Origin of the sequence: Streptacidiphilus rugosus AM-16, from assembly GCF_000744655.1 — a bacterium.
GTDB lineage: Bacteria > Actinomycetota > Actinomycetes > Streptomycetales > Streptomycetaceae > Streptacidiphilus > Streptacidiphilus rugosus.
In genome coordinates this window covers 5,290,970-5,310,148 of sequence record NZ_JQMJ01000004.1, presented here as the reverse complement: position 1 = coordinate 5,310,148, position 19,179 = coordinate 5,290,970, and the positions used below count along the sequence as shown (strand labels likewise).

Annotated in this window: 16 protein-coding genes; 7 read left to right on the top strand and 9 right to left on the bottom strand. The window is 72.4% G+C overall.

Annotated elements, in window-relative coordinates; translation table 11 throughout:
* Positions 1 to 27: 27 nt before the first annotated feature.
* The 4 genes from BS83_RS33340 to BS83_RS33325 form a co-directional block, all read right to left on the bottom strand.
* Complete coding sequence (locus BS83_RS33340) at positions 28 to 1,392, bottom strand: GH1 family beta-glucosidase (protein ID WP_051944483.1); 1,365 nt, start codon at positions 1,390 to 1,392, stop codon at positions 28 to 30.
* Between the two features lie 141 nt (positions 1,393 to 1,533).
* On the bottom strand, positions 1,534 to 2,451 hold the full coding sequence (locus BS83_RS33335; RefSeq protein ID WP_084714527.1) for a carbohydrate ABC transporter permease: 918 nt from the start codon (positions 2,449 to 2,451) through the stop codon (positions 1,534 to 1,536).
* Positions 2,444 to 3,439, bottom strand: a complete 996-nt coding sequence (locus tag BS83_RS33330; protein WP_037607141.1) for a carbohydrate ABC transporter permease — start codon at positions 3,437 to 3,439, stop codon at positions 2,444 to 2,446. The genes BS83_RS33335 and BS83_RS33330 overlap by 8 nt, the downstream gene beginning before the upstream one ends.
* Before the next feature lie 44 nt (positions 3,440 to 3,483).
* Complete coding sequence (locus tag BS83_RS33325) at positions 3,484 to 4,842, bottom strand: ABC transporter substrate-binding protein (protein ID WP_051944482.1); 1,359 nt, start codon at positions 4,840 to 4,842, stop codon at positions 3,484 to 3,486.
* 159 nt (positions 4,843 to 5,001) lie between these two features.
* Here BS83_RS33325 and BS83_RS33320 point away from each other — a divergent pair, with 159 nt between their 5' ends.
* Both BS83_RS33320 and BS83_RS33315 read left to right on the top strand, forming a co-directional pair.
* Positions 5,002 to 6,234, top strand: a complete 1,233-nt coding sequence (locus BS83_RS33320) for an ROK family transcriptional regulator (RefSeq protein WP_232248577.1) — start codon at positions 5,002 to 5,004, stop codon at positions 6,232 to 6,234.
* Positions 6,235 to 6,384: 150 nt separating this feature from the next.
* Entirely contained in the window at positions 6,385 to 8,688 is a 2,304-nt protein-coding gene (locus BS83_RS33315; RefSeq protein WP_084714525.1) for a discoidin domain-containing protein, read from the top strand.
* A 62-nt stretch (positions 8,689 to 8,750) separates the two neighbouring features.
* On the opposite strand, the gene BS83_RS33310 is transcribed toward BS83_RS33315, so the two are convergent.
* On the bottom strand, positions 8,751 to 9,392 hold the full coding sequence (locus tag BS83_RS33310) for a GNAT family N-acetyltransferase (RefSeq protein ID WP_051944481.1): 642 nt from the start codon (positions 9,390 to 9,392) through the stop codon (positions 8,751 to 8,753).
* A 78-nt stretch (positions 9,393 to 9,470) separates the two neighbouring features.
* Between BS83_RS33310 and BS83_RS33305 the strand changes: the two genes are divergently transcribed.
* The gene (locus BS83_RS33305; protein WP_037607138.1) at positions 9,471 to 9,932 is read left to right on the top strand and encodes a VOC family protein; all 462 of its coding nucleotides are present in this window, start codon (positions 9,471 to 9,473) and stop codon (positions 9,930 to 9,932) included.
* A gap of 12 nt (positions 9,933 to 9,944) precedes the next feature.
* On the opposite strand, the gene BS83_RS33300 is transcribed toward BS83_RS33305, so the two are convergent.
* Positions 9,945 to 10,724: an IclR family transcriptional regulator gene (locus BS83_RS33300; RefSeq protein ID WP_063774273.1), complete on the bottom strand. Its 780-nt coding sequence runs from the start codon at positions 10,722 to 10,724 to the stop codon at positions 9,945 to 9,947.
* 98 nt (positions 10,725 to 10,822) lie between these two features.
* Between BS83_RS33300 and BS83_RS33295 the strand changes: the two genes are divergently transcribed.
* A complete protein-coding gene (locus BS83_RS33295; RefSeq protein WP_051944480.1) occupies positions 10,823 to 11,503 on the top strand; it encodes a bifunctional 4-hydroxy-2-oxoglutarate aldolase/2-dehydro-3-deoxy-phosphogluconate aldolase in 681 nt (226 codons plus the stop codon).
* Complete coding sequence (locus BS83_RS33290; protein ID WP_037607136.1) at positions 11,500 to 12,459, top strand: PfkB family carbohydrate kinase; 960 nt, start codon at positions 11,500 to 11,502, stop codon at positions 12,457 to 12,459. The genes BS83_RS33295 and BS83_RS33290 overlap by 4 nt, the downstream gene beginning before the upstream one ends.
* Positions 12,460 to 12,463: 4 nt before the next feature.
* On the opposite strand, the gene BS83_RS33285 is transcribed toward BS83_RS33290, so the two are convergent.
* A complete protein-coding gene (locus tag BS83_RS33285; protein ID WP_037610379.1) occupies positions 12,464 to 14,689 on the bottom strand; it encodes a HelD family protein in 2,226 nt (741 codons plus the stop codon).
* Between the two features lie 156 nt (positions 14,690 to 14,845).
* Here BS83_RS33285 and BS83_RS33280 point away from each other — a divergent pair, with 156 nt between their 5' ends.
* A complete protein-coding gene (locus BS83_RS33280; RefSeq protein ID WP_051944479.1) occupies positions 14,846 to 16,054 on the top strand; it encodes a low temperature requirement protein A in 1,209 nt (402 codons plus the stop codon).
* Positions 16,055 to 16,180: 126 nt separating this feature from the next.
* Positions 16,181 to 16,876 (top strand): hypothetical protein, encoded by a 696-nt coding sequence (locus BS83_RS46795; RefSeq protein WP_232248576.1) that lies wholly within the window; start codon positions 16,181 to 16,183, stop codon positions 16,874 to 16,876.
* Positions 16,877 to 16,903: 27 nt separating this feature from the next.
* Here the strand turns inward: BS83_RS46795 and BS83_RS33270 are convergent, their stop codons facing one another.
* A complete protein-coding gene (locus BS83_RS33270) occupies positions 16,904 to 18,544 on the bottom strand; it encodes an FAD-binding oxidoreductase (RefSeq protein WP_051944477.1) in 1,641 nt (546 codons plus the stop codon).
* Positions 18,545 to 18,674: 130 nt separating this feature from the next.
* Positions 18,675 to 19,166: a cupin domain-containing protein gene (locus BS83_RS33265; RefSeq protein WP_037607135.1), complete on the bottom strand. Its 492-nt coding sequence runs from the start codon at positions 19,164 to 19,166 to the stop codon at positions 18,675 to 18,677.
* Positions 19,167 to 19,179: the final 13 nt, after the last annotated feature.

The following is a 19,179-nucleotide window of genomic DNA, read 5'->3' as shown; positions in this document are numbered from 1 at the left end:
CTGCCCCAGGGCCGGGCTCCCCCGGCGCTACGCCGGTGCGCGGTGGGCGCGGATGATCTCCGCGTAGCGGTGACCGCTGGACTTGATGGTGCGCCGCTGGGTCGGGTAGTCCACGTGGACCAGTCCGAAGCGCTTGTCGTAGCCGTAGGCCCACTCGAAGTTGTCCAGCAGCGACCACGCGTAGTACGCGGTCAGCGGGGCTCCGGCGGCGACCGCGCGGGCGCAGGCGGCGAGGTGCTCCTCCAGGTAGGCGGCGCGCTCGGGGTCGAGGACCTCCCCGTCGGCGGTCAGCGTGTCGCGGTAGGCGGAGCCGTTCTCGGTGACCATGAGGTTCCGCACGCCGTACTCCTTGGTGACCCTGAGCAGCAGCTCCTCCAGGCCGGCGGCGTGCACCTCCCAGTCCATCGCGGTACGCGGGCCGGGTCCCGGCACCTGACGGAAGGACGGGGCAGCGGCGCCGGGCGCGTCCGCGATGATCTGACGGAAGTAGTAGTTGACGCCCAGCCAGTCCAGCGGCTGCGCGATGGTGGCCAGATCGCCGTCCTGGGCCGGGAGTTCGACGCCGTAGACGTCCAGCATGTCCTGCGGGTAGCCGCGGCCGAGGATCGGGTCCAGCCACCAGCGGTTGATGTGGCCGTCGGCGCGGCGGGTGGCGGCGAGGTCGGCCTCGCTGTCGGAGGCCGGCTCGCAGGTGCTGAGGTTGTTGGTGATGCCGATCCGCACCTCGCCCGGTGAGGCGGCGCGGACCGCCTGGGCGGCGAGGCCGTGGCCGAGGTGCAGATGGAAGGAGGCGCGGACGGCGGCGGTGAGGTCGGTCAGACCGGGGGCCATCTTGCCCTCGAGGTGGCCGATCCAGGAGCTGCACAGCGGCTCGTTCAGGGTGGCCCAGTCGGCGACCCGGTCGCCGAGCCGGGCGGCCACGACGGAGGCGTACTCCGCGAAGGCCTGCGCGGTGGCGCGCTCGGGCCAGCCGCCGCGGTCCTGGAGGGCCTGCGGCAGGTCCCAGTGGTAGAGCGTGGCGTTGGGTCGGATGCCCGCTTCGAGCAGGGCGTCCACGAGCCGGTCGTAGTAGTCGAGTCCGGCCCGGTTCACCGCGCCGGTGCCCTCGGGCATGACCCGCGGCCAGGCGATGGAGAAGCGGTAGTCGTCGAGGCCGAGGGTGCGCATCAGGTCGACGTCCTCGGCCCAGCGGTGGTAGCTGTCGCAGGCATCGGTGCCGGTGTCGCCGTTGTCGATGGCCCCGGGCACCTGGCAGAAGGTGTCCCAGATGGAGGGGGACCGGCCGTCCTCGGCCACGGCCCCCTCGATCTGGTAGGCGGAGGTGGCCGCCCCCCAGCGGAAGTCCTGCCCGAACACGGAGGTGTCGAACACGGAGGTGTCGGGCGCAGGCATGGGTCTCCTCAGCTCACGGTGCGGTGTGAAAGCGGTGCTGGTCAGGACGGGTGAAGGGGTTAGGCGGTGAAGGGGTAAGGCGGTGAAGGGGTGGGGCGGGTGAAGGGGGAACGCGGGTGAAAGGGAAGGCGCGCGGTGCGGCTACTTGACCGAGCCGGCGGTCAGGCCGGCCACGAGGTAGCGCTGGAGCAGCAGGAAGGCCACCACCACCGGCACGCTGACGACCAGCGAGGCCGCCATGATCTGGTTCCAGTACACGTCGTTCTGCGACGCGTAGTTGCGCAGCCCCACGGCGAGGGTGCGGGTGGAGTCGTCGGTCATCACCGAGGCGAAGAGCACCTCGCCCCAGGCGGTCATGAAGGAGTAGACCGCGACGGTGACGATGCCGGGCACCGCCGCCGGGATGATGACGCGGACCAGCGCGCCGATCGGACCGTTGCCGTCGACCTTCGCCGCCTCGTCCAGTTCGCGCGGGATCGAGTCGAAGTAGCCGACCAGCATCCAGATCGAGAACGGCAGGGTGAAGGTGAGGTAGGTGATGACCAGCCCGAGCTGCGAGCCGGACAGCTGGACCCCGGTGGCGGTGCCGATGTTGACGTAGATCAGGAACAGCGGCAGCAGGAAGAGGATGCCGGGGAACATCTGCGTGGAGAGCACGGTCACGCTGAACAGCTGCCGTCCGCGGAACCGGTAGCGGCTCACCGCGTAGGCGGCCAGGATCGCCAGCACCACCGAGACGGCGGTGGAGCAGCTGGAGACGATCAGGCTGTTGACGAAGTAGTGGCCCAGCGGGACCGTGCTCCAGATGTCCACGTACGGGCGGAAGGTGAGCCGGGTCGGCACCCAGGAGAAGGCGGCCTGGACGTCCTGCAGCGGCTTGAGCGAGCCGCTGACCATGACGTAGAGCGGCAGGAAGGTGAAGATCCCGAGCAGGGTGAGGCCGATCCTGCGGGTCCACACGAACGCGGGCGGCGGGGCCATCGGCGACCGGGACCGGGACGGGGACGGGGACGCGGGCGCGGACGGCGACGGGGTGCGGGCGGTGCCGAGGTCAGGCATCGGTCTTCTTCCTCCTCAGGTTGGTGACGAGCAGGTAGACCGCGGTGACCAGCAGCAGGAAGAGCAGCAGCAGGACGGACATGGCCGAGCCCGAGCCGAAGTTCCAGTTCTGGAAGGAGGTGTCGTAGATCTGGACCGAGATCAGGTTCGCCTGCGGCGGCGGCACGTTGCCGAACAGCGTGTACGGGGTGTTGAAGTCGTTGAAGTTCCACAGGAACAGCACCAGCAGCAGCACCTGGTTGACCGGCCGGAGCTGCGGCAGCGTGATCGAGCGGATCCGCCGCCACATGCCCGCACCGTCGATCGCGGCGGCCTCGTAGAGGTCGCCGGGGATGTTCTGCAGGCCCGCCGTCACGACCAGGAAGGCGAACGGCCAGGTCCGCCAGACGGCGGTGACCACCAGGGCCCAGAAGCTGTTGCCGCCCAGCAGCCAGAACGGCGGCGTCCTGAACAGGTGCAGGTCGTGCACCAGCAGCCGGTTCACCAGACCGGTGTCACGCTGGAACATGAACTCCCAGGTGATCGCGGCGGTGTAGGCGGGCAGCGCGTACGGGACCAGGAAGTAGGTGCGCAGCAGGCCGCGGCCGCGGAACGGGTCCTGCATCAGCAGCGCCGCGCCGGTGCCCAGCAGCCAGGAGAGCGCGACCGTCAGTGCGGTGAAGCCGCAGGTGACCTCGAAGGAGTGCAGCAGGTTGCGGCCGACGGCGCTGTTGAAGTCCAGCGCGAAGCGGTAGTTGTCGAACCCGGCGGCCGGGGCGGCGCTCCAGTTCCGGATGAAGAACTCGGTGAGGTGCTTGAAGCTCATGAAGATGCCCACCAGCATCGGCACCACGTGCACCAGCAGTTCGAACAGGACGGCGGGCAGCAGCAGCAGGTAGGGGAGGCCGCCTCGGCGTATCCGCGCCCAGGAGCGCCGGGAGGAGGCGCGCGGGGGCGAGGGCGGCGGGGCGGAGGCCCTGCTGCGGGCGGTGTCGATGGTGGCGGGCATCGGTCGTGGTTCCTTCCGTTACGTTCCTTCCGTGCGGGGGACGGTCAGCCGCCGGCCTGGAGCTGCTGCTGGGCCTGGTCGAGCTGGGCGGCCACCGACTGGTCCGTGACGGGCTTGCCGCCGGCCGCGTCGGCGAAGAGGTTCTTCAGCGCCGCGCCGATGACGGTCTCGAACTGGCTCTCGGTGGCGACCGCCGGCATCGGGGCCGCGGAGTTGGCCAGCACGCTCTGGATGACCTTGACGCTCTGGGTCTGGAACGCCGGGTCGTCGTAGGCGTCGGAGACGGAGGGCAGCGAGGAGTACGCCTTGTTCAGGGCGGACTGGGTGTCCTTGCTGACCATGAACTTCACGAACTTGAGCGCGGCGTCCTTGTTCTTCGTGTTCGCGAAGACGGAGAGGTTGATGCCGGCCACGATGGAGTCGACGTGGGTCGGACCGCTGGTGGTGCCGGCCGAGGCGAACGGCACCGGGACGACGCCGTACTGGCTCGGCTGCATGCCGTAGGTCGCCAGCGTCGCGTCGGCGGACTGCCACAGCAGCATGGCGGCCTTGCCGGTGGCGAAGTCCTTGACCGCCTCGGTGCCGTTGGAGTACTCGGCGTCACTCGGGTTGGCGATCTTGTCGGCCGCGATGAAGTCGACGTACTGCTTGAGCGCGGCGACGTTCTGCGGGGTGTCGAAGGTCGGCTTGCCGGAGCTGTCGAAGAAGCTGCCGCCCTGCTGGGCGCTGAAGGTGAAGGCGTGGTGCGCGTTCTCCGAGGTGCTCGCGCCCTCCACGGAGACGCCCCACTGGCTGCCCTTGGTCAGCTTCTTGCCGTCGGCGACGAAGTCGGCCCAGGTGGCCGGCGGGGTGGTGATGCCGGCGGCCTGGAACATGGCCTTGTTGTAGTAGAGGGCGTAGGACATCGAGTAGATCGGGACGCCGACCGGGGGCTTGCCGGGCGCGCCGGTCGCTGCCAGCGCGCCGGGCAGGAAGCGGCCGGTGCCGCCGATCTGCGTCATCACGTCGTCGGTGACCGGGAGGAAGGCGCCGGTCGCCTGGAGCGAGGCGGACCAGGTGTTGCCGATGTTGACCAGGTCCGGGCCCTGGCCCGAGCTGGCGGCGGCCAGGATCCGGTTCAGCAGGTCGTTCCACCCGATCACCTCGAGCTTGACCTTGATGCCCGTCTGCTTGGTGAACGCGTCCAGCTCGGGGGTGAGCACCTTGACGTCCTGGGCGATGGAGCCGCCCTGGTCGCTGGCCCAGTAGGTGAGCGTGGGCTGCGAACCGCCGGAGCCGCTGCTGCTGGGGGAGCCGCCGGAGCTGCCGCAGGCGGAGGCGAGCAGGGCGGTGGAGACGGCCAGCGTGAGCAGCGCGGATCTGCGGGCGAGGGGGGTGCGGTCGGGTGAGCCTGTGGCGCGCATGGAGAGCCCTTCAGTGGGTGGAGGTTCGGCGACAGCGTGCGGTGGCCCCGAGGGAGAGGCTTTGCTCATGGCTTAGTTCGAGACGTGATTTAACCTGTGAGATAATCAGCCGTCAACAGGTTGCGGCGCTGATGTGCCAGTAGGGTGCCACCGGGTGCCTTGACCGAGAAGGGTGGGCGGATGTCCGACGAGGGCCGCCGAAACGTCCGTGACCTGCGTCGCGGCAATCGCGCCATGCTGCTGCGCCGGCTCTACTTCCACGGTCCGCTCAGTCGCCAGGAGTTGGTCCAGACGACCGGGCTGAGCTCGGCGTCGGTCAGCAACGTGATCGCCGACCTGATCGAGGCCGGGATCGTGGTGGAGGCCGGCGCCGTCGAGTCCGACGGTGGGCGGCCGCGCATCCTGCTGCGGGTCGACACGGCGCGGTTCGAGGCGATCGGCGTCGACGTCGGCGAGACCCGGATCCGGTTGGAGCGCTTCGATCTCGGGCTGCGCGAACTCGCCTCCGTGGACGTCCCGGTGTTCGGCGGGCTGCTCGACCCCAAGGCGGTGGTCTCGGCGATCGCGGTCGGGCTGGCCGAGCTGACGGCGGGGGCCGAGGCGCCGGTGCTCGGCGTCGGCATCGGCGTGCCCGGCACGGTGCAGCACCAGCCCCTGGCCGTCGTCCACGGCCAGACCGTCGGCTGGGACGCCGTGCCGCTGGAGGAACTGCTGCGCGCGTACACCGAGTTGCCGCTCTTCGTGGACAACGGGGCGACCACCATGGGGCAGGCGGAGATGTGGTTCGGCGCCGGACGGGGCGCGGACAGCGCGGTCTTCCTGCTGCTCGGCTCCGGTGCGGGCGCGTCCGTGATCGTCGACGGCGCGCCGTTCCGCGGTTCGACGACCAGCGCGGGCGAGTGGGGCCACCTGAACGCGGTCTACGACGGGCGGCTCTGCCGCTGCGGCGCGCGCGGCTGCCTGGAGGCCTACGTCGGCGCGGAGGCGGTGATCGCCCGCTATCGCGAGGCGGTGGAGGCGGCCGGCGGGGCCTTCGAGGAGGCGGACGACGAGGAGGAGAGCCTGCGGCGGATCCTGGCGCTGGCCGACGGCGCGCCGGGCGCCGCCGGAGAGGTCGCGCGTTCGGTACTTGACGAGACGGCCGTCAGGATCGGCCTCGGAATAGCGAATGTCGTCAACTTCCTGAACCCACAGCGGGTCATCATCGGCGGCTGGGCGGGCCTGGCGATGGCCCCGCGGCTGCTGCCCCGGATCAAGGAGGTCGCCCGGGGGCACGCGCTGCGCCTGCCGTACTCGCTCACCTCGGTGGAGCTGGGCGCTCTCGGTCCGGATGCGGTGGCGCGCGGCGCGGCGACCCTGCCGGTGGCCCGCTTCCTCGAATCGGGCGCGTAACCACGCTGCGGGGAGGTCGTGCTGACGGTGAATCAGTACACCCACCGTTCACCTCTTCTATTGACAGGCGCGTAACAGGCGCGCACCATGCTCATCGCAGAGAGCGCTCTCTCACCCAGCACCGACGCCCACCCTCGTGCTAGGAGTGCCATGAGTTCCGTCTCGTTCGTCCCCGCCTTTCGCAGATCGCGCGGGCCCTCCCCGACACACCGTCCGCTGACCACCGTCCTGGCCGTGTTCGCCCTGCTCCTGGCCGGCCTGCTGGTCCAGGCGGGCCTCGCGCCGAAGGCGGCCGCCGCCGGCTGTGGCACCACCGATCTCGCGCAGGGGCACCCGGCCACCGCCTCCTCGCTGGAGAACGCCGGGCTGCCCGCGTCGAACGCCGTCGACGGCAACACCGGAACCCGGTGGTCGAGCGGGTTCAGCGACCCGCAGTGGCTCCAGGTCGACCTCGGCTCGACGCAGACCATCTGCCAGGTCGTGCTCAACTGGGAGACCGCCTCGGGGAAGGCCTACCAGATCCAGACCTCGGCCGACGGCACGAACTGGACCACCGTCTACTCGACGACCACCGGCCCCGGCGGCACCGAGACGCTGAACGTCTCCGGCTCGGGTCGCTACATCCGGATGTACGGGACCCAGCGCAACACCCAGTGGGGCTACAGCCTCTGGGAGTTCTCCGTGTACGGCGCAGGCGGCGGCACCCCGCCCCCGCCCACCGGCGGCAGCCTCGGCTCGAACGTCATCGTCTTCGACCCGAGCATGAGCCAGTCGTCCATCCAGAGCCAGCTGAACACCATCGCCAACGCCCAGGGCGGCAACGAGTTCGGCACGCAGCGGTACTCGATCCTGTTCAAGCCGGGCACCTACGGTTCGGCGGCCAGTCCGCTGATCTTCTCGGTCGGCTTCTACGAGAGCGTCGCGGGCCTGGGCCGCAACCCCGGTGACGTCGTCATCAACGGCACCGTCGACGTCTACAACCAGTGCAACGGCGGCGTGCAGACCCAGTGCTACGCGACCACCAACTTCTGGCGCTCGCTGACGAACCTCACCATCAACGTGACCGGCATGACCGGCTGCTACGCCGGTGACGACTTCTGGGCGGTCTCCCAGGCCGCGCCGCTGCGCCGGGTGCACATCAACGGCAATCTGAGCCTGATGGACTACTGCACCGGCTCGCCCGACTGGGCCAGCGGGGGCTTCGTCGCCGACTCCCAGTTCACCGGAGGGACCGTCACCAACGGTTCGCAGCAGCAGTTCTTCACCCGCAACAGCAGCCTGGACGGCTGGAGCAACGCGGTCTGGAACCAGGTGTTCTGCGGATCCCCCGGTGCGCCGGCGCAGTCCTTCGCGTCCAACTCGGGCGACAGCGGCGGCCCCAACTCCTACACCACGCTCGCCACCTGCCCGGTGACCCGCGAGGCGCCGTACCTGTATCTCGACTCCAGCGGCAACTACAACGTCTTCGTCCCCGCGACGCAGACCAACTCCTCCGGGCCGACCTGGCTGAACGGCTCGACCCCCGGCACCTCGCTCTCGCTGAACAGCTTCTTCGTGGTGCAGCCGAGCGCGACGGTCGACCAGATCAACGCCGCCCTCGCGGCCGGTGACAACCTGCTCTTCACCCCGGGCGTCTACTCGGTCCCGAGCACCATCAACGTGACCAACCCGGACACGAAGATCGTCGGCATCGGCTTCCCGACGCTGGTCCCCAGCAACGGCAACGTGACCATGAACGTCGCCGACGTCAACGGGGTCAACGTGAGCGGCGTGATCTTCGATGCAGGACCGACGCTGTCGCCGTCGCTGCTGCAGGTCGGCACCAAGGGCTCCACCGTGAGCCACGCCTCCGACCCGGTCAGCCTGGACGACGTCTTCTTCCGGATCGGCGGCGCGACGGCGGGAACGGCCACCACCGCACTGATCGACAACAGCAACAACTCGCTGATCGACGACGCCTGGATCTGGCGTGCCGACCACGGCGCGGGCGCGGGCGGCTGGACCGGCGACCAGAGCGACACCGGTCTCGTCGTCAACGGCAACAACGTGGTCGCGACCGGCCTGGCCGTCGAGCACTTCCAGAAGAACGAGACCGTCTGGAACGGCCAGGGCGGCCAGGTGGTCTTCTTCCAGAACGAGAACCCCTACGAGGTCCCCAGTCAGGCCGCGTGGATGTCCAGCTCGACCCAGAACGGCTACCCGGCGTTCTACGTCGCCCCGGGCGTGACCAGCTTCCAGGGCTACGGGATGGGCAGCTACTCCTACTTCGACCAGGGGGTGAACATCCACAACGCCATGGCGTTCCAGGCGCCGAACACCGCGGGCGTGCAGTTCCACGATCTGCTGACGGTCTTCCTGAACGGCAGCGGCGGGATCGACACCGTGATCAACGGCACCGGCGCCCCCGTCAGTTCGACCTTCGGAGGGCCGAGTGACGTGGTGAGCTACCCGTAGTCCGAACGGGCAGTCCAGCACTGATCGGCAACCTGGCGCCCCGCGCGCGGCCGGCCTTCGGGTCAGCCGCGGGCGGGGCGCCACATCGTGGTGACGACGTGACCGGAGGGCACCCGGACCTCGTCCCTGGCGACGAAGCCGACGCTCGCGTAGCGCTTGTTGTTCCCCGGGTTGCAGGACTCCAGGTAGGCGGGCATGCCCAGGGCGTCGATCCGGGCCAGGTTCTCCCTGAGCAGGCCCATGCCCAGGCCGCGGCCCCGATGGTCGTCGTGGGTCGCCAGCAGGCTGAGGTAGAAGTGCGGCTCCTCGCGCGGGTGCGCCGCCTCCAGCACGTCGAGGATCTCCTCGATGCCCTCGGCGGTGGCCGGGCCGGTGAGCGCGGCGAGGAAGTCCGCGAAGCCGTGCTCCTCCTCGTCGGTGAGCTCGGAGCCCTCCGGCGGGATCCACAGGGCGGCCGCCTCGACGTGCTCGGTGACCAGCATCCAGGGGTAGCGCAGCGAGGACTGCACGAACAGCCGCCACATGGCGGCGGCCTGTTCGGCGCGGCGGCCGGGGTCGGGGAAGGCGGGACCCCAGAGCGGGTCGTCGAAGAAGGCGGTCGTCATCGCCGCCACGATCGCGTCGACGTCGGCGGGCGTGGCGTTGCGCGCGGGGACCGCTCCTGCTGCGGTGGGGGCGCCGGGCTGCTGCGGGTCGTTGCTCACGGTGTCACCCTAAGCGCGAGTGCGGCCCGGTGCGCGTGGTGTGTTGCGAGCACGCCCGGCTGCGCATAGACCGGACGCATGACGGAAACCGCCCTGCACTGGAAGCTCGTCGTCGACAGCGTCGACGCGCCGGTCCTCGCCGACTTCTGGGCCGCGGCCCTCGGCTACACGGTGGAGGACCAGAGCGCGCTCATCGAGCGGTTGCTGGCCGCCGGACAGGTCGGTCCTGAGCTGGTCGCCGAGCACGGCGGGCGACGGGTCTTCCGGGGCGCGGCCGCGATCCGGCATCCCGAGGACCCCTTCGACGCCTTCACCGGGGTCGGGCTGGGTCGCCGGCTGCTCTTCCAGGACGTGCCGGAGCGGAAGTCCGGCAAGAACCGGCTGCACATCGACGTCCACTCCGGGGCCGAGGGGCTGGACGGGCTGGTCGCCCGCCTGGAGAAGCTGGGCGCGACCCGGCTGCAGGAGGTGGACCGTGGCCCCGCCGGGCACTGGTGGGTGATGCGCGACCCCGAGGGCAACGAGTTCTGCGCGGCGTAGCGACACCCGGCCTCAGAGCAGCGGAGCCAGCGCCGTCGTCGCGGCGAGCAGGGCCGGGGCGAAGGACTCCAGCTGTTCGCGGGGGACCAGGAAGCTGACCGTGGTGACGCTGACGCCGCCGAGCGGGCGGCCGGTGGGGGAGAGGACCGGAGCGCCCAGACAGCGGATGCCGGGTTCGTTCTCCTCGTCGTCGACCGCGAAGCCGCGCGCGCGGACCGCCGCGAGCTCGGTGCGCAGCGCCTCGGGGTCGGTGACGGTGCGCGGGGTACGGCGGGGCAGGCCGGCCGCGGCGAGCAGGGCGTCGGCCTCGGCGGCGGGCAGGTGGGCCAGCACGCTCTTGCCGATGGCCGTGCAGTGCAGCGGCATCCGCAGCCCGACGCGGGAGGCGGTGCGGAAGGGCTGGTCGGGGTTCTCCAGCTTCTGCACGTAGGTGATGGACTCCCCGCTGTGCAGGGCGAGATGGACGGTCTGCCCGGTGGCGTCGCGCAGCTCGGCGAGGACCTGCTCGACCCCGGCCGGTTCGGCGGCCCCGACCTGGGCCGCGAGCGCCCGCAGCCGCGACCCCGGCGCGTAGCGGTTCTCCGCCTCGGTCCTGACGAAGCCCTGCCCCACCAGGGAGGCCAGGATCCGGAAGGTGGTGGACTTCGGCACCTCGGCCGCCGCCGTCAGCTCGGCCAGCCGGTGCGGTCCGCCCGGCGCGGCCACCGCCTCCAGGACACGCATCGCCTTCTCCAGCGCGGTGCCCGCCGCGGAGCTGCGGCCGCCGCGTTCCGCCGGGGACGGGTCGGGCATGGGGGACTCCCGGAAGGGCGCGGTGGTGGGTAAGGTCGGCGACAGCGATTCCATTACACGGTACAGCGTTTCACTACGTGGAACAAATGGAGGCTTCTGTGACTCCCCCGCCCCCGCCCCCGCCCCCGCTTCCGCCCGGTGTCCCGCCCGAGCACGTGCTCGCGGTCGTCGCCGCCCAGCGGCTGCTGCCGGTGCTGCGCAGCCCCGACGCCGACGCCGCGGTGCGGCGGACGGCCGCGCTGCTCGCCGCGGGCTGCCGCGCGGTGGAGCTGACCACCTCGACGCCCGGATGGGCCGAGGCGGTCCGCCGGGCCGTGGCGCTGACCGACGCCGAGGGTCGCCCGCCGCTGATCGGCCTCGGCACGGTCACCGAGGGCGCGGACGCCGAGCGGGCGCTGGAGGCGGGCGCGGCCTTCCTGGTCTCGCCCTGCGCGGCGGCCGAGGTGCGCGCGGTGGCGGACCGGCGCGGGGCGCTGTTCCTCGAGGGCGGTTTCACGCCCGGCGAGGTGGCCGCCGCCGCCCGGCACGACGGGGTGGCCAAGGTCTTCCCCGCCCACGTGGGCGGCCCGGACTACCTGCGCACGCTGCGTGCGGTCCTGCCGCGGGCGCGCCTGCTGCCGACCGGCGGGATCGGGCTCGACCAGGTCGGGGAGTGGCTGGAGGCGGGCGCCCTCGCGGTCGGGATCGGCAGCGGCCTCCCCGACGACCCGGCCGAACTCGCCGCCGTCCTCGCCCGGTTCGCCACCGCAGGGATCTCCACCGCCGGGGTCGCCGGGTGAGCGGCTACGACGTGGTGGTGCTGGGCGAGGTGCTGGTCGAGGTGCATCTGGACGCGCCGCTGCGCGAGGCGGTCGACGGCACGGCCGGGCGGCTCTCCTACTCGGGTGACGCCCTCAACGCCGCCGCGGCGGCCGCGGCGGCGGGGGCCAGGACGGCGCTGCTGGCCGTGGTCGGGGACGACGAACTCACCGTGCCGCTGCTGGAACGCGTCGAGCGGCTCGGCGTCGACGTCGCCCACGTGCGCATGGCCGCCCGCCCGAACGGCGCCTATCTGCTCGGGGCCGACACCGACGGCGACCGGGAGTTCGTCTACTGGCGCGCGGGCAGCGCGGGTTCGACGCTCTCCCCGGCCCACGTCGACTCCTGGGCCGGACTGCTGCGCGGGGCGGGCGCGTTGATCACCAGCGGGATCACCGGAGCCCTGTCGGAGACCAGCAGGGAGGCCGTCCTCGCCGCCGCCACGCTCGTGCACCGGGCCGACGGGCACGTCAGCTACGACCCCAACTATCGCGCCCGGCTGACCGGCACGTCCCAGGCCAGACGGCTGCTGGCCGAGATCGCCCCGCTGACCGGGCTGCTGAAGACCTCCTGCCCCTCCGACGCGCTGGCGCTCGTCGACACCGCCGACCCGCTCGCCGCCGCCGCGCGCTACCGGGCGCTGGGCGCCCCGGTCGTCGCCGTCACGGCGGGCGCGGACCGGCTGCTGCTCGACGACGGGGCCGGCGCCACCTACTTCCCCGTCCCGGTCAATCCCGAGCCGCTCGACGCGACCGGCGCAGGGGACTGCTTCACCGGAACGGTCACCGCCCGGCTGGTCCTCGGCGATCCGCTGGACCAGGCCGTCCGGCACGGCCTGGCGGCGGCCTCGCTCTCGGTATCCGGCTGGGGCGGCACCGGCCGGGTGCCGGCCTTCGCCGAGACGGCGGCCCTCGCCGCCCGCCGCCCCGGGGACTGACCGGTCACGGCAGCCGCAGCCCCTGCGGCAGCGGACGGCTGTGCACCACGCCGAGCCGCTGCGTCGCCCGGGTCAGCGCGACGTACAGCTCGCTGGCCCCGAAGCCGGCCGGTTCGACCACCAGCACCGAGTCGAACTCCAGACCCTTGGCCTGCGCCGGGGCGAGCAGCACGACCGGGTTGGTCAGGTCCGGCGCGGGCCCGGACGACGCGCCGGGCAGCGCGGCGGCCAGCGCGTCCAGCTGCTCGGCCGGGGCGATCACGGCGAGCCTGCCCGGCCCCGCAGGCTCGCGCCGCACGGCCGCCGCGACGGCCGCCGGCAGGTCCTCGGCGTGCTCCGCCCAGGGGCGGACGCCCGTCGAGCGGACCGAGCGGGGCGGCGCGAATCCCGGGTCGGCGACCCGCGGGACGCCCGCCGCCACGTCCATGATCTCGGCCGGGGTGCGGTAGTTGACGTCCAGCACCACCCGCTCCCAGCGCCCGCCGAGGTGCGGGGTCAGCGCGGTGGACCAACTGCCGCAGCCGCCGGGCTCGCTGGTCTGCGCGGGATCGCCGACCAGCGTCATCGAGCGGGTCGGGCAGCGGCGCATCAGCAGTCGCCAGGCCATCGGGGACAGCTCCTGCGCCTCGTCCACGATGACGTGGCCGAACGCCCAGGTCCGGTCGCCGGCGGCGCGTTCCGCGGCGCTGCGGTGGTCGATCTCCTCCTGGCGGTCGGCCAGCCGCTCCGCGTCGATGAGGTCGTGCGCGGCCAGGTGCTCGGAGTCCTCGTCCTCGCGGTCGGCGAACTCGTGGCTGCGGGAGCCGTAGGAGAGGTCCAGCACCCCCTGGGCGTAGGCGATCTCCTCCTGCCGCCTGGCCTCCTCGGCCGCGCGTCGCGCCGAGTCGTCCTGCCCCAGCAGTTCGGCGGCCTCGTCGAGCAGCGGCACGTCGGCCGGGGTCCACGCCTCCGCCCGCGGGTGGCGGGAGGCGCGGCGGATCGCCGCGGCGTCGGCCTCGGGGAGGTAGCTCGGCTCGGCCAGGTAGTCGGCGAGGAAGCCCTCCGGGGTCAGCTGCGGCCACAGCTCGTCGATCGCGGCGTGGACGGCCGGGCTGGTCGCGATCGCCTTGCCGAGCAGCGCCTGGTCGTCCGGGCCCAGCAGGTTGGGGCCGCCGAAGGGGTCGGCGCCGATCCGGTCGACCAGCTGCTCCGTGAGCGCGTCGATGACCGCGAAGGCGAAGTGCGGGCGGGCGAGGTTGTGCGGCAGCCGGGTCGCGCGGGCGTCGTCGCGCGCGGCGCGCGCCGTCTCCCGGTCCAGCACCAGTTCGCCGTCCTCGTGCGGGATCACCAGGGCGGGCTCCGGCAACGACTGCCGTTCGCGGAGGGCGGCGGCCAGTGCGTCGGCCATCGCCGCGCCGCCCTTGACCGCCGCGGCAGCCGGGGTGTCGGCGCCGGTCGCGATGACGCCGGGGAAGAGCTCGCCGGGGGTGGCCAGCAGCACGCCGGTCTCGCCGAGCGAGGGCAGCACCTGGCCGATGTAGCCGAGGAACGCCGGGTTCGGTCCGACGATCAGCACCGCGCGGCGGGCCAGCAGCTCCCGGTGGGCGTAGAGCAGGTAGGCGGCCCGGTGCAGCGCCACGGCGGTCTTGCCGGTGCCGGGTCCGCCCTCGACGACCAGGACGCCGCGGTGCGGGGCGCGGATGATCCGGTCCTGGTCGGCCTGGATGGTCTGCACGATGTCGTGCATCCGGCCGGTGCGGGCCGCGTCGAGCGCGGAGAGCAGCACGGCGTCGGCGTCCGCGCCCTCGTGGCCGGTGCGCTCGGCGTCGTCGAGGTCGAGGATCTCGTCGTGCAGGGCGGTGACCCGGTTGCGCTCGGTGGTGATGTGGCGGCGCCTCCGCAGCCCCATCGGCCGGTGGCCGGTGGCGAGGTAGAACGGCCGGGCGATCTCGGCGCGCCAGTCGACGACGAGCGGCGTGCGCTCGGGGTCGTCGCGTCGGATGCCGATCCGGCCGATGTGGTGGTCCGCGCCGTCGCGGAAGGACAACCGGCCGAAGCAGAGCCCGTGCTCGCCGGAGCCGAAGGCGGCCAGCAGTCCCGACTGCTCCGCCACCACGACGTCGCGCTCCAGCCGCGCCTGGGCGGTGCCCGCCCACTGCGCCAGCGCCGAGTCGACGGACGCCTGCGCGTCCGTCTCCAGGGCGGAGAGGCGCACGCGGAGCAGGTCGATGAATTCCTGTTCCCGGCGAATTTCGTCGTTTGACAATTCTGCTCCCGCTCGGTTATAGTGAACTCGTTGGTTCCGCACGCCCGTTGACCGAAACGGATGCGGAACTCTCCAATATACGAGGGAATTCACCGGGACGCCACTGTCCCGGCTTTTTTGTTTTCCGGGGGGTCTCGCGCGATGTCCGTTCAGGCTGCCGAGGGGGCGGAGGAGGGGGCGGAGGAGGGGGCGGAGGAGGCCGGGGGGCCCGCCGGGACGGGCGGCGAGCGCCGGGTCTCCACGCTCGAGCTCTTCTTCGACCTGGTCTTCGTCTTCACCGTCACCCAGCTCACCGTCCTGCTCGGCCGGGACCTCTCCTTCGCCCAGGCCGGGCGCGTGCTGCTCATCTTCAGTGTGCTCTTCTGGATGTACGGGGCGTACGCGTACCTCACCAACCAGGTGCCGCCTGAGACGCTCGCCCGCCGTATTCCGCTGATGCTGGGCATGTGCGGTTTCCTGGCCTGCGCGCTGGCCGTTCCCGAGGTGTTCGGCCGGAGCGGCGTCGCATTCGGGCTCGGATTCCTGCTGGTCGTCCTCGTGCACAGCGCGCTCTACGCGGTGCTGCACGGGCGCTATGTGCTCAGCTTCGCGCTGACCAACGTGCTGGCCGCGCTCTGCGTCACCGCCGCCGGGCTGGTCCGCGGAGCGGGCGCGGACCTGCTGTGGGGAGCGGCGCTGCTGCTGCAGACGGTCACGCCCGTCATCTCCAGCAGGATCACCGGCACCTACACCGGCGGCGGTCGCAGCCGGGTCACCGAGCAGGTCGGCGCGCTGGATCCGGGACACTTCGTGGAGCGGCACGGCCTGCTGCTGCTCATCGTCTTCGGCGAGTCGGTGATCGCCATCGGCGCGGGCGCGGACGGGGTCCGGCTGGACTGGGCGCTGTTCCTCGGCGTGGCGCTGGCCCTGGCCCTGGCCGCGGCACTGTGGTGGGCCTACTTCGACCGGGACGAGGAGGCGGCGGTGCAGGCGCTGCACCGGGCCACGGGTCTGGCCCGGTTCCGCCGCACGATGCTGGCGTACTACTACAGCTTCATCCCGATGCTGCTCGGCGTGGCCGTCCTCGCGGCCGGGATGAAGAAGGCCGTCGGGCGCCTGGGCGCGCCGCTGGCGACCGCTCCCTCCGTGGCGCTGGCGGGCGGGGTGGTGCTCTTCCTGCTGGGCGGTCTGGCGTTGCGGCTGAGCCTCGGCATCCGGGCCCCGAGGCGCTTCCGCGTCGCGGGTGCGGCGGTCGCCGCGGCGGCGATCCCGCTCGGGGTCGGGGTGGCGGCGGTGGCCGAGCTGCTGGCGCTGGTGGTGGTGCTGGTCGCGATGCTCGGCGCGGAGAGCCGCGTGCGGACGGGTGACTGACGCTCCGCCAACGAGGCGAATCCGGTGGTCGCCGGCGCGTGGTGCCACGGGCGCGACCAGGGGCGACGTTCACGCTGATGGCCTGATAGTCCGACTATCGGACCATCCCGCCTCCGAGGAGTCCCCGTGCAGAGACCTGTTCCGCCCCGTCCCGGCGCGAGCCGGCGAAGGAAGGCCGCCGTCGGCCTGGTGCCGGCGCTGGCCGTCGGCGTGACCGCCCTCGGCCTGGTCGCGCCCACGACCGCGCTGGCCAAGCCGGCCCCCGTCCCGGGGAGCAACGGCGACGTCAAGGTGCACCGCAGCACGACGCCGGTCGGCGACGAGGCCAACAACCCCAAGGTCTGCGTCTTCTACCTGGACGCCTTCAACTTCGACACGCTCCAGTCGGTCTCCTGGCACATCGACCACCAGCCGGCCAAGCCGAGCGGGAGCGTGCTCAGCGGCTCCATCACCCTGACCAACGGCACCGGGCACACGCAGAACCTCACTCTGCCCGACGGGATGTACAAGCTGTTCTGGCACTTCGCGGGAGAGAAGGGCGCGGACAAGCACAAGGTCTTCAAGGTGGACTGCACGTCCGGTGGTGGCGGTGGCGGTGGCGGTGGCGGTGGCGGCGGTGGTGGCGGCGGTGGTGGCGGCGGGGGAGGTGGCGGCGGCAACGGCGGGATGCCCGGTGGCGGTGGCGTCCCCGCCGGAGCGGGCGGCTCGCAGGCGGGGACGAACCCGGCCGAGCTGGGGGCCGGAGCCCTGCTGCTGGCGGGCGGCGTGCTGCTGGTGCGCCGGTGGTCCCAGGTGCGGCGGGCCGGGCGGGTCACCTCCTGAGCCCGGCGCGGCGGTCGGGCCGGCCGGTCAGGCGGGCGGCTCGACCGACAGCGCGTGCCGGAACACGTTGCGCGGGTCCCAACGCGCCTTGACCTGCTGGAGCCGCGGGTAGTTCGCGCCGTAGTAGAGCGTGGACCACGGCACGCCCGAGGTGTTCAGGGCCGGGTCGGCCAGGTCCACGTCGGGGTAGTTGATGTACGAGCCGTGCGCGACCTCGTTGGGGACCGGCGCGCCGCCGGTGTCCGCGAAGACCTCGCCGTACAGGCCGCGCACCCAGGCGAGCCGGTCCGCGTCCTCGGACTCGCCGAACCAGATCGACTGGAACACCGCCTTCATCACCACGTCGCGCTGGGCCACGGCGGTCGCCTCCGGCGGCACGCTCCGGATCCGGCCGCCGTAGCCGATCAGCAGCAGCCCGTCCTGGTCGGTCCCGGTCGGGTTGTTCAGGTGGGTCCAGATCGTGTCCAGTTGGGCGTCGGTGAAGGACCGGCGCAGGTAGGCGGCCTTGAGCTTGTAGCGGCGGACCGCAACGGTGCCGCCCTCGCCGGTGCCGGGCCAGGTGGTGAAGTGCAGCCAGGGGGTGACGGCGCCCTGGGGCACCGGGGCCGTGCCCGTGCCCTGGACCAGCGCCTCGTAGAAGTCCGTCAACAGCTGGGCGCCGTCGGGCAGATCGGCGTCCATCTGGGTGACCATGATGAAGCTCTTGGCCGACGCGTGCATCGGCAGCAACACGTTGTAGAGGCCCGCGCCGGGCGCGTCGGGGGCGCTGTTCCGCTCGTGCCAGGTGCAGAAGTTGCGCAGCAGGGTGGTGAACCCCTGCTGGGTCAGGTCGCTCCACTGCCAGGTGACCAGGTAGGCCTGCATCCGCTGCGGGGAGGGCGGCAGCAGCGTGGCGGGGTCGTCCCCGGTCGCGCCGGGGGACCGCAGCCAGTACCTGGTCACGATGCCGAAGTTGCCGCCGCCTCCGCCGGTGTGGGCCCAGAACAGGTCGGCGTGCGGGTCGTCGGGCTCCCGGGTGGCGACGACGGCGCGGGCATGGCCGGACCGGTCCACCACGACCACTTCCACCGCGTAGAGGTGGTCCACGACCGAGCCGTAGCGCCGGGACAGCGGCCCGTACCCGCCGCCGACGAAGTGGCCGCCCGCGCCCACCTCGGGGCAGCCGCCGGCCGGGACGGTGACGCCCCAGCCCTTGAACAGGGTGGTGTAGACCCGGCCCAGGGTGGCCCCCGGCTGCACGGAGAAGGCCCGGCGCCGCGGGTCGTAGCCGACCGCGTCCATCGGGGACAGGTCGAGCAGCGTCTTCACGGCCGGGGCCGCGGTGAAGTCCTCGAAGCAGTGGCCGCCGCTGCGGGCCGCCACCTGCCGGCCGGCGCGCACGGCGTCCGCGACGGCGCGGACGACCTGGTCGGTCGAGCCGCAGACCCGGATCTCGTCCGGTGCGCCGACGAAGCGGAAGTTGTCGCCGCGCAGCAGCGAGCTGTAGCGCGGATCGCCGGGCCCGACCGTCACCGGACCGAACGCGGCCGCGGCCGGTTCGCCCGCACCGGGCGCGGCCTCCGCGGGCGGGCTGCCGAGGGTCAGCGCCGCAGCCGAGCCGGCGGCCACCGTGCCTGCCGCGGCCAGGAGTTGACGTCGTGTGGGTGATGCCTCCGGGTGCTGTGCCATCGCGGTGCCCCCCTGGTGTGTACGACGAACGATCGTGAACGACTCAGGTGCGCGTACACGCTACCCACGACCCGGCCGGAGGACGCCGCTCCGGCGGCCCGGATCGGGCGGGGGGTCGGCGGGCGGGCCCTCAGGCCTCGTACTGGTCGTGGCGGGCCTGCAGTTCCCGCCACTCCTCGGCCGAGAGGCGGCGGCCCTTCGCCACGATGTCGGCGAGCTCCTCGAAGTACGCCTCGCGCGGCGCGCCGGGGGTGAACAGCACGAGCATGGAGGCGGGGGCGCCGGACTCGTTGCCGAAGGCGTGCACGCCGCCCGGCGGGACATGGAGGAAGTCCCCGGCCGTCGCCGCGAGCCACTTCTCGCCGTTGTAGAGCGAGACGGTGCCGTCGAGGACGTAGAACGACTCGGACATGGTCCGGTGGAAGTGCGCGCCGGGACCGTTGGGCTCCGCCGACATGTCCCAGCGGTAGAGGCCGAACTGCCCGTCGGTGCTCGCTCCCGTGGCGAGATAGCCCACCCGGGACCTGTCGCCGATCAGCAGGTCGGGGCCGGCGCTCGCAGGGCGGAAGGCGGCGCTGGTGGCGCCGCCCTCGGCGAAGTAGCGCGGTGGTGGGTAGGACATGGTCGCTGCTCCT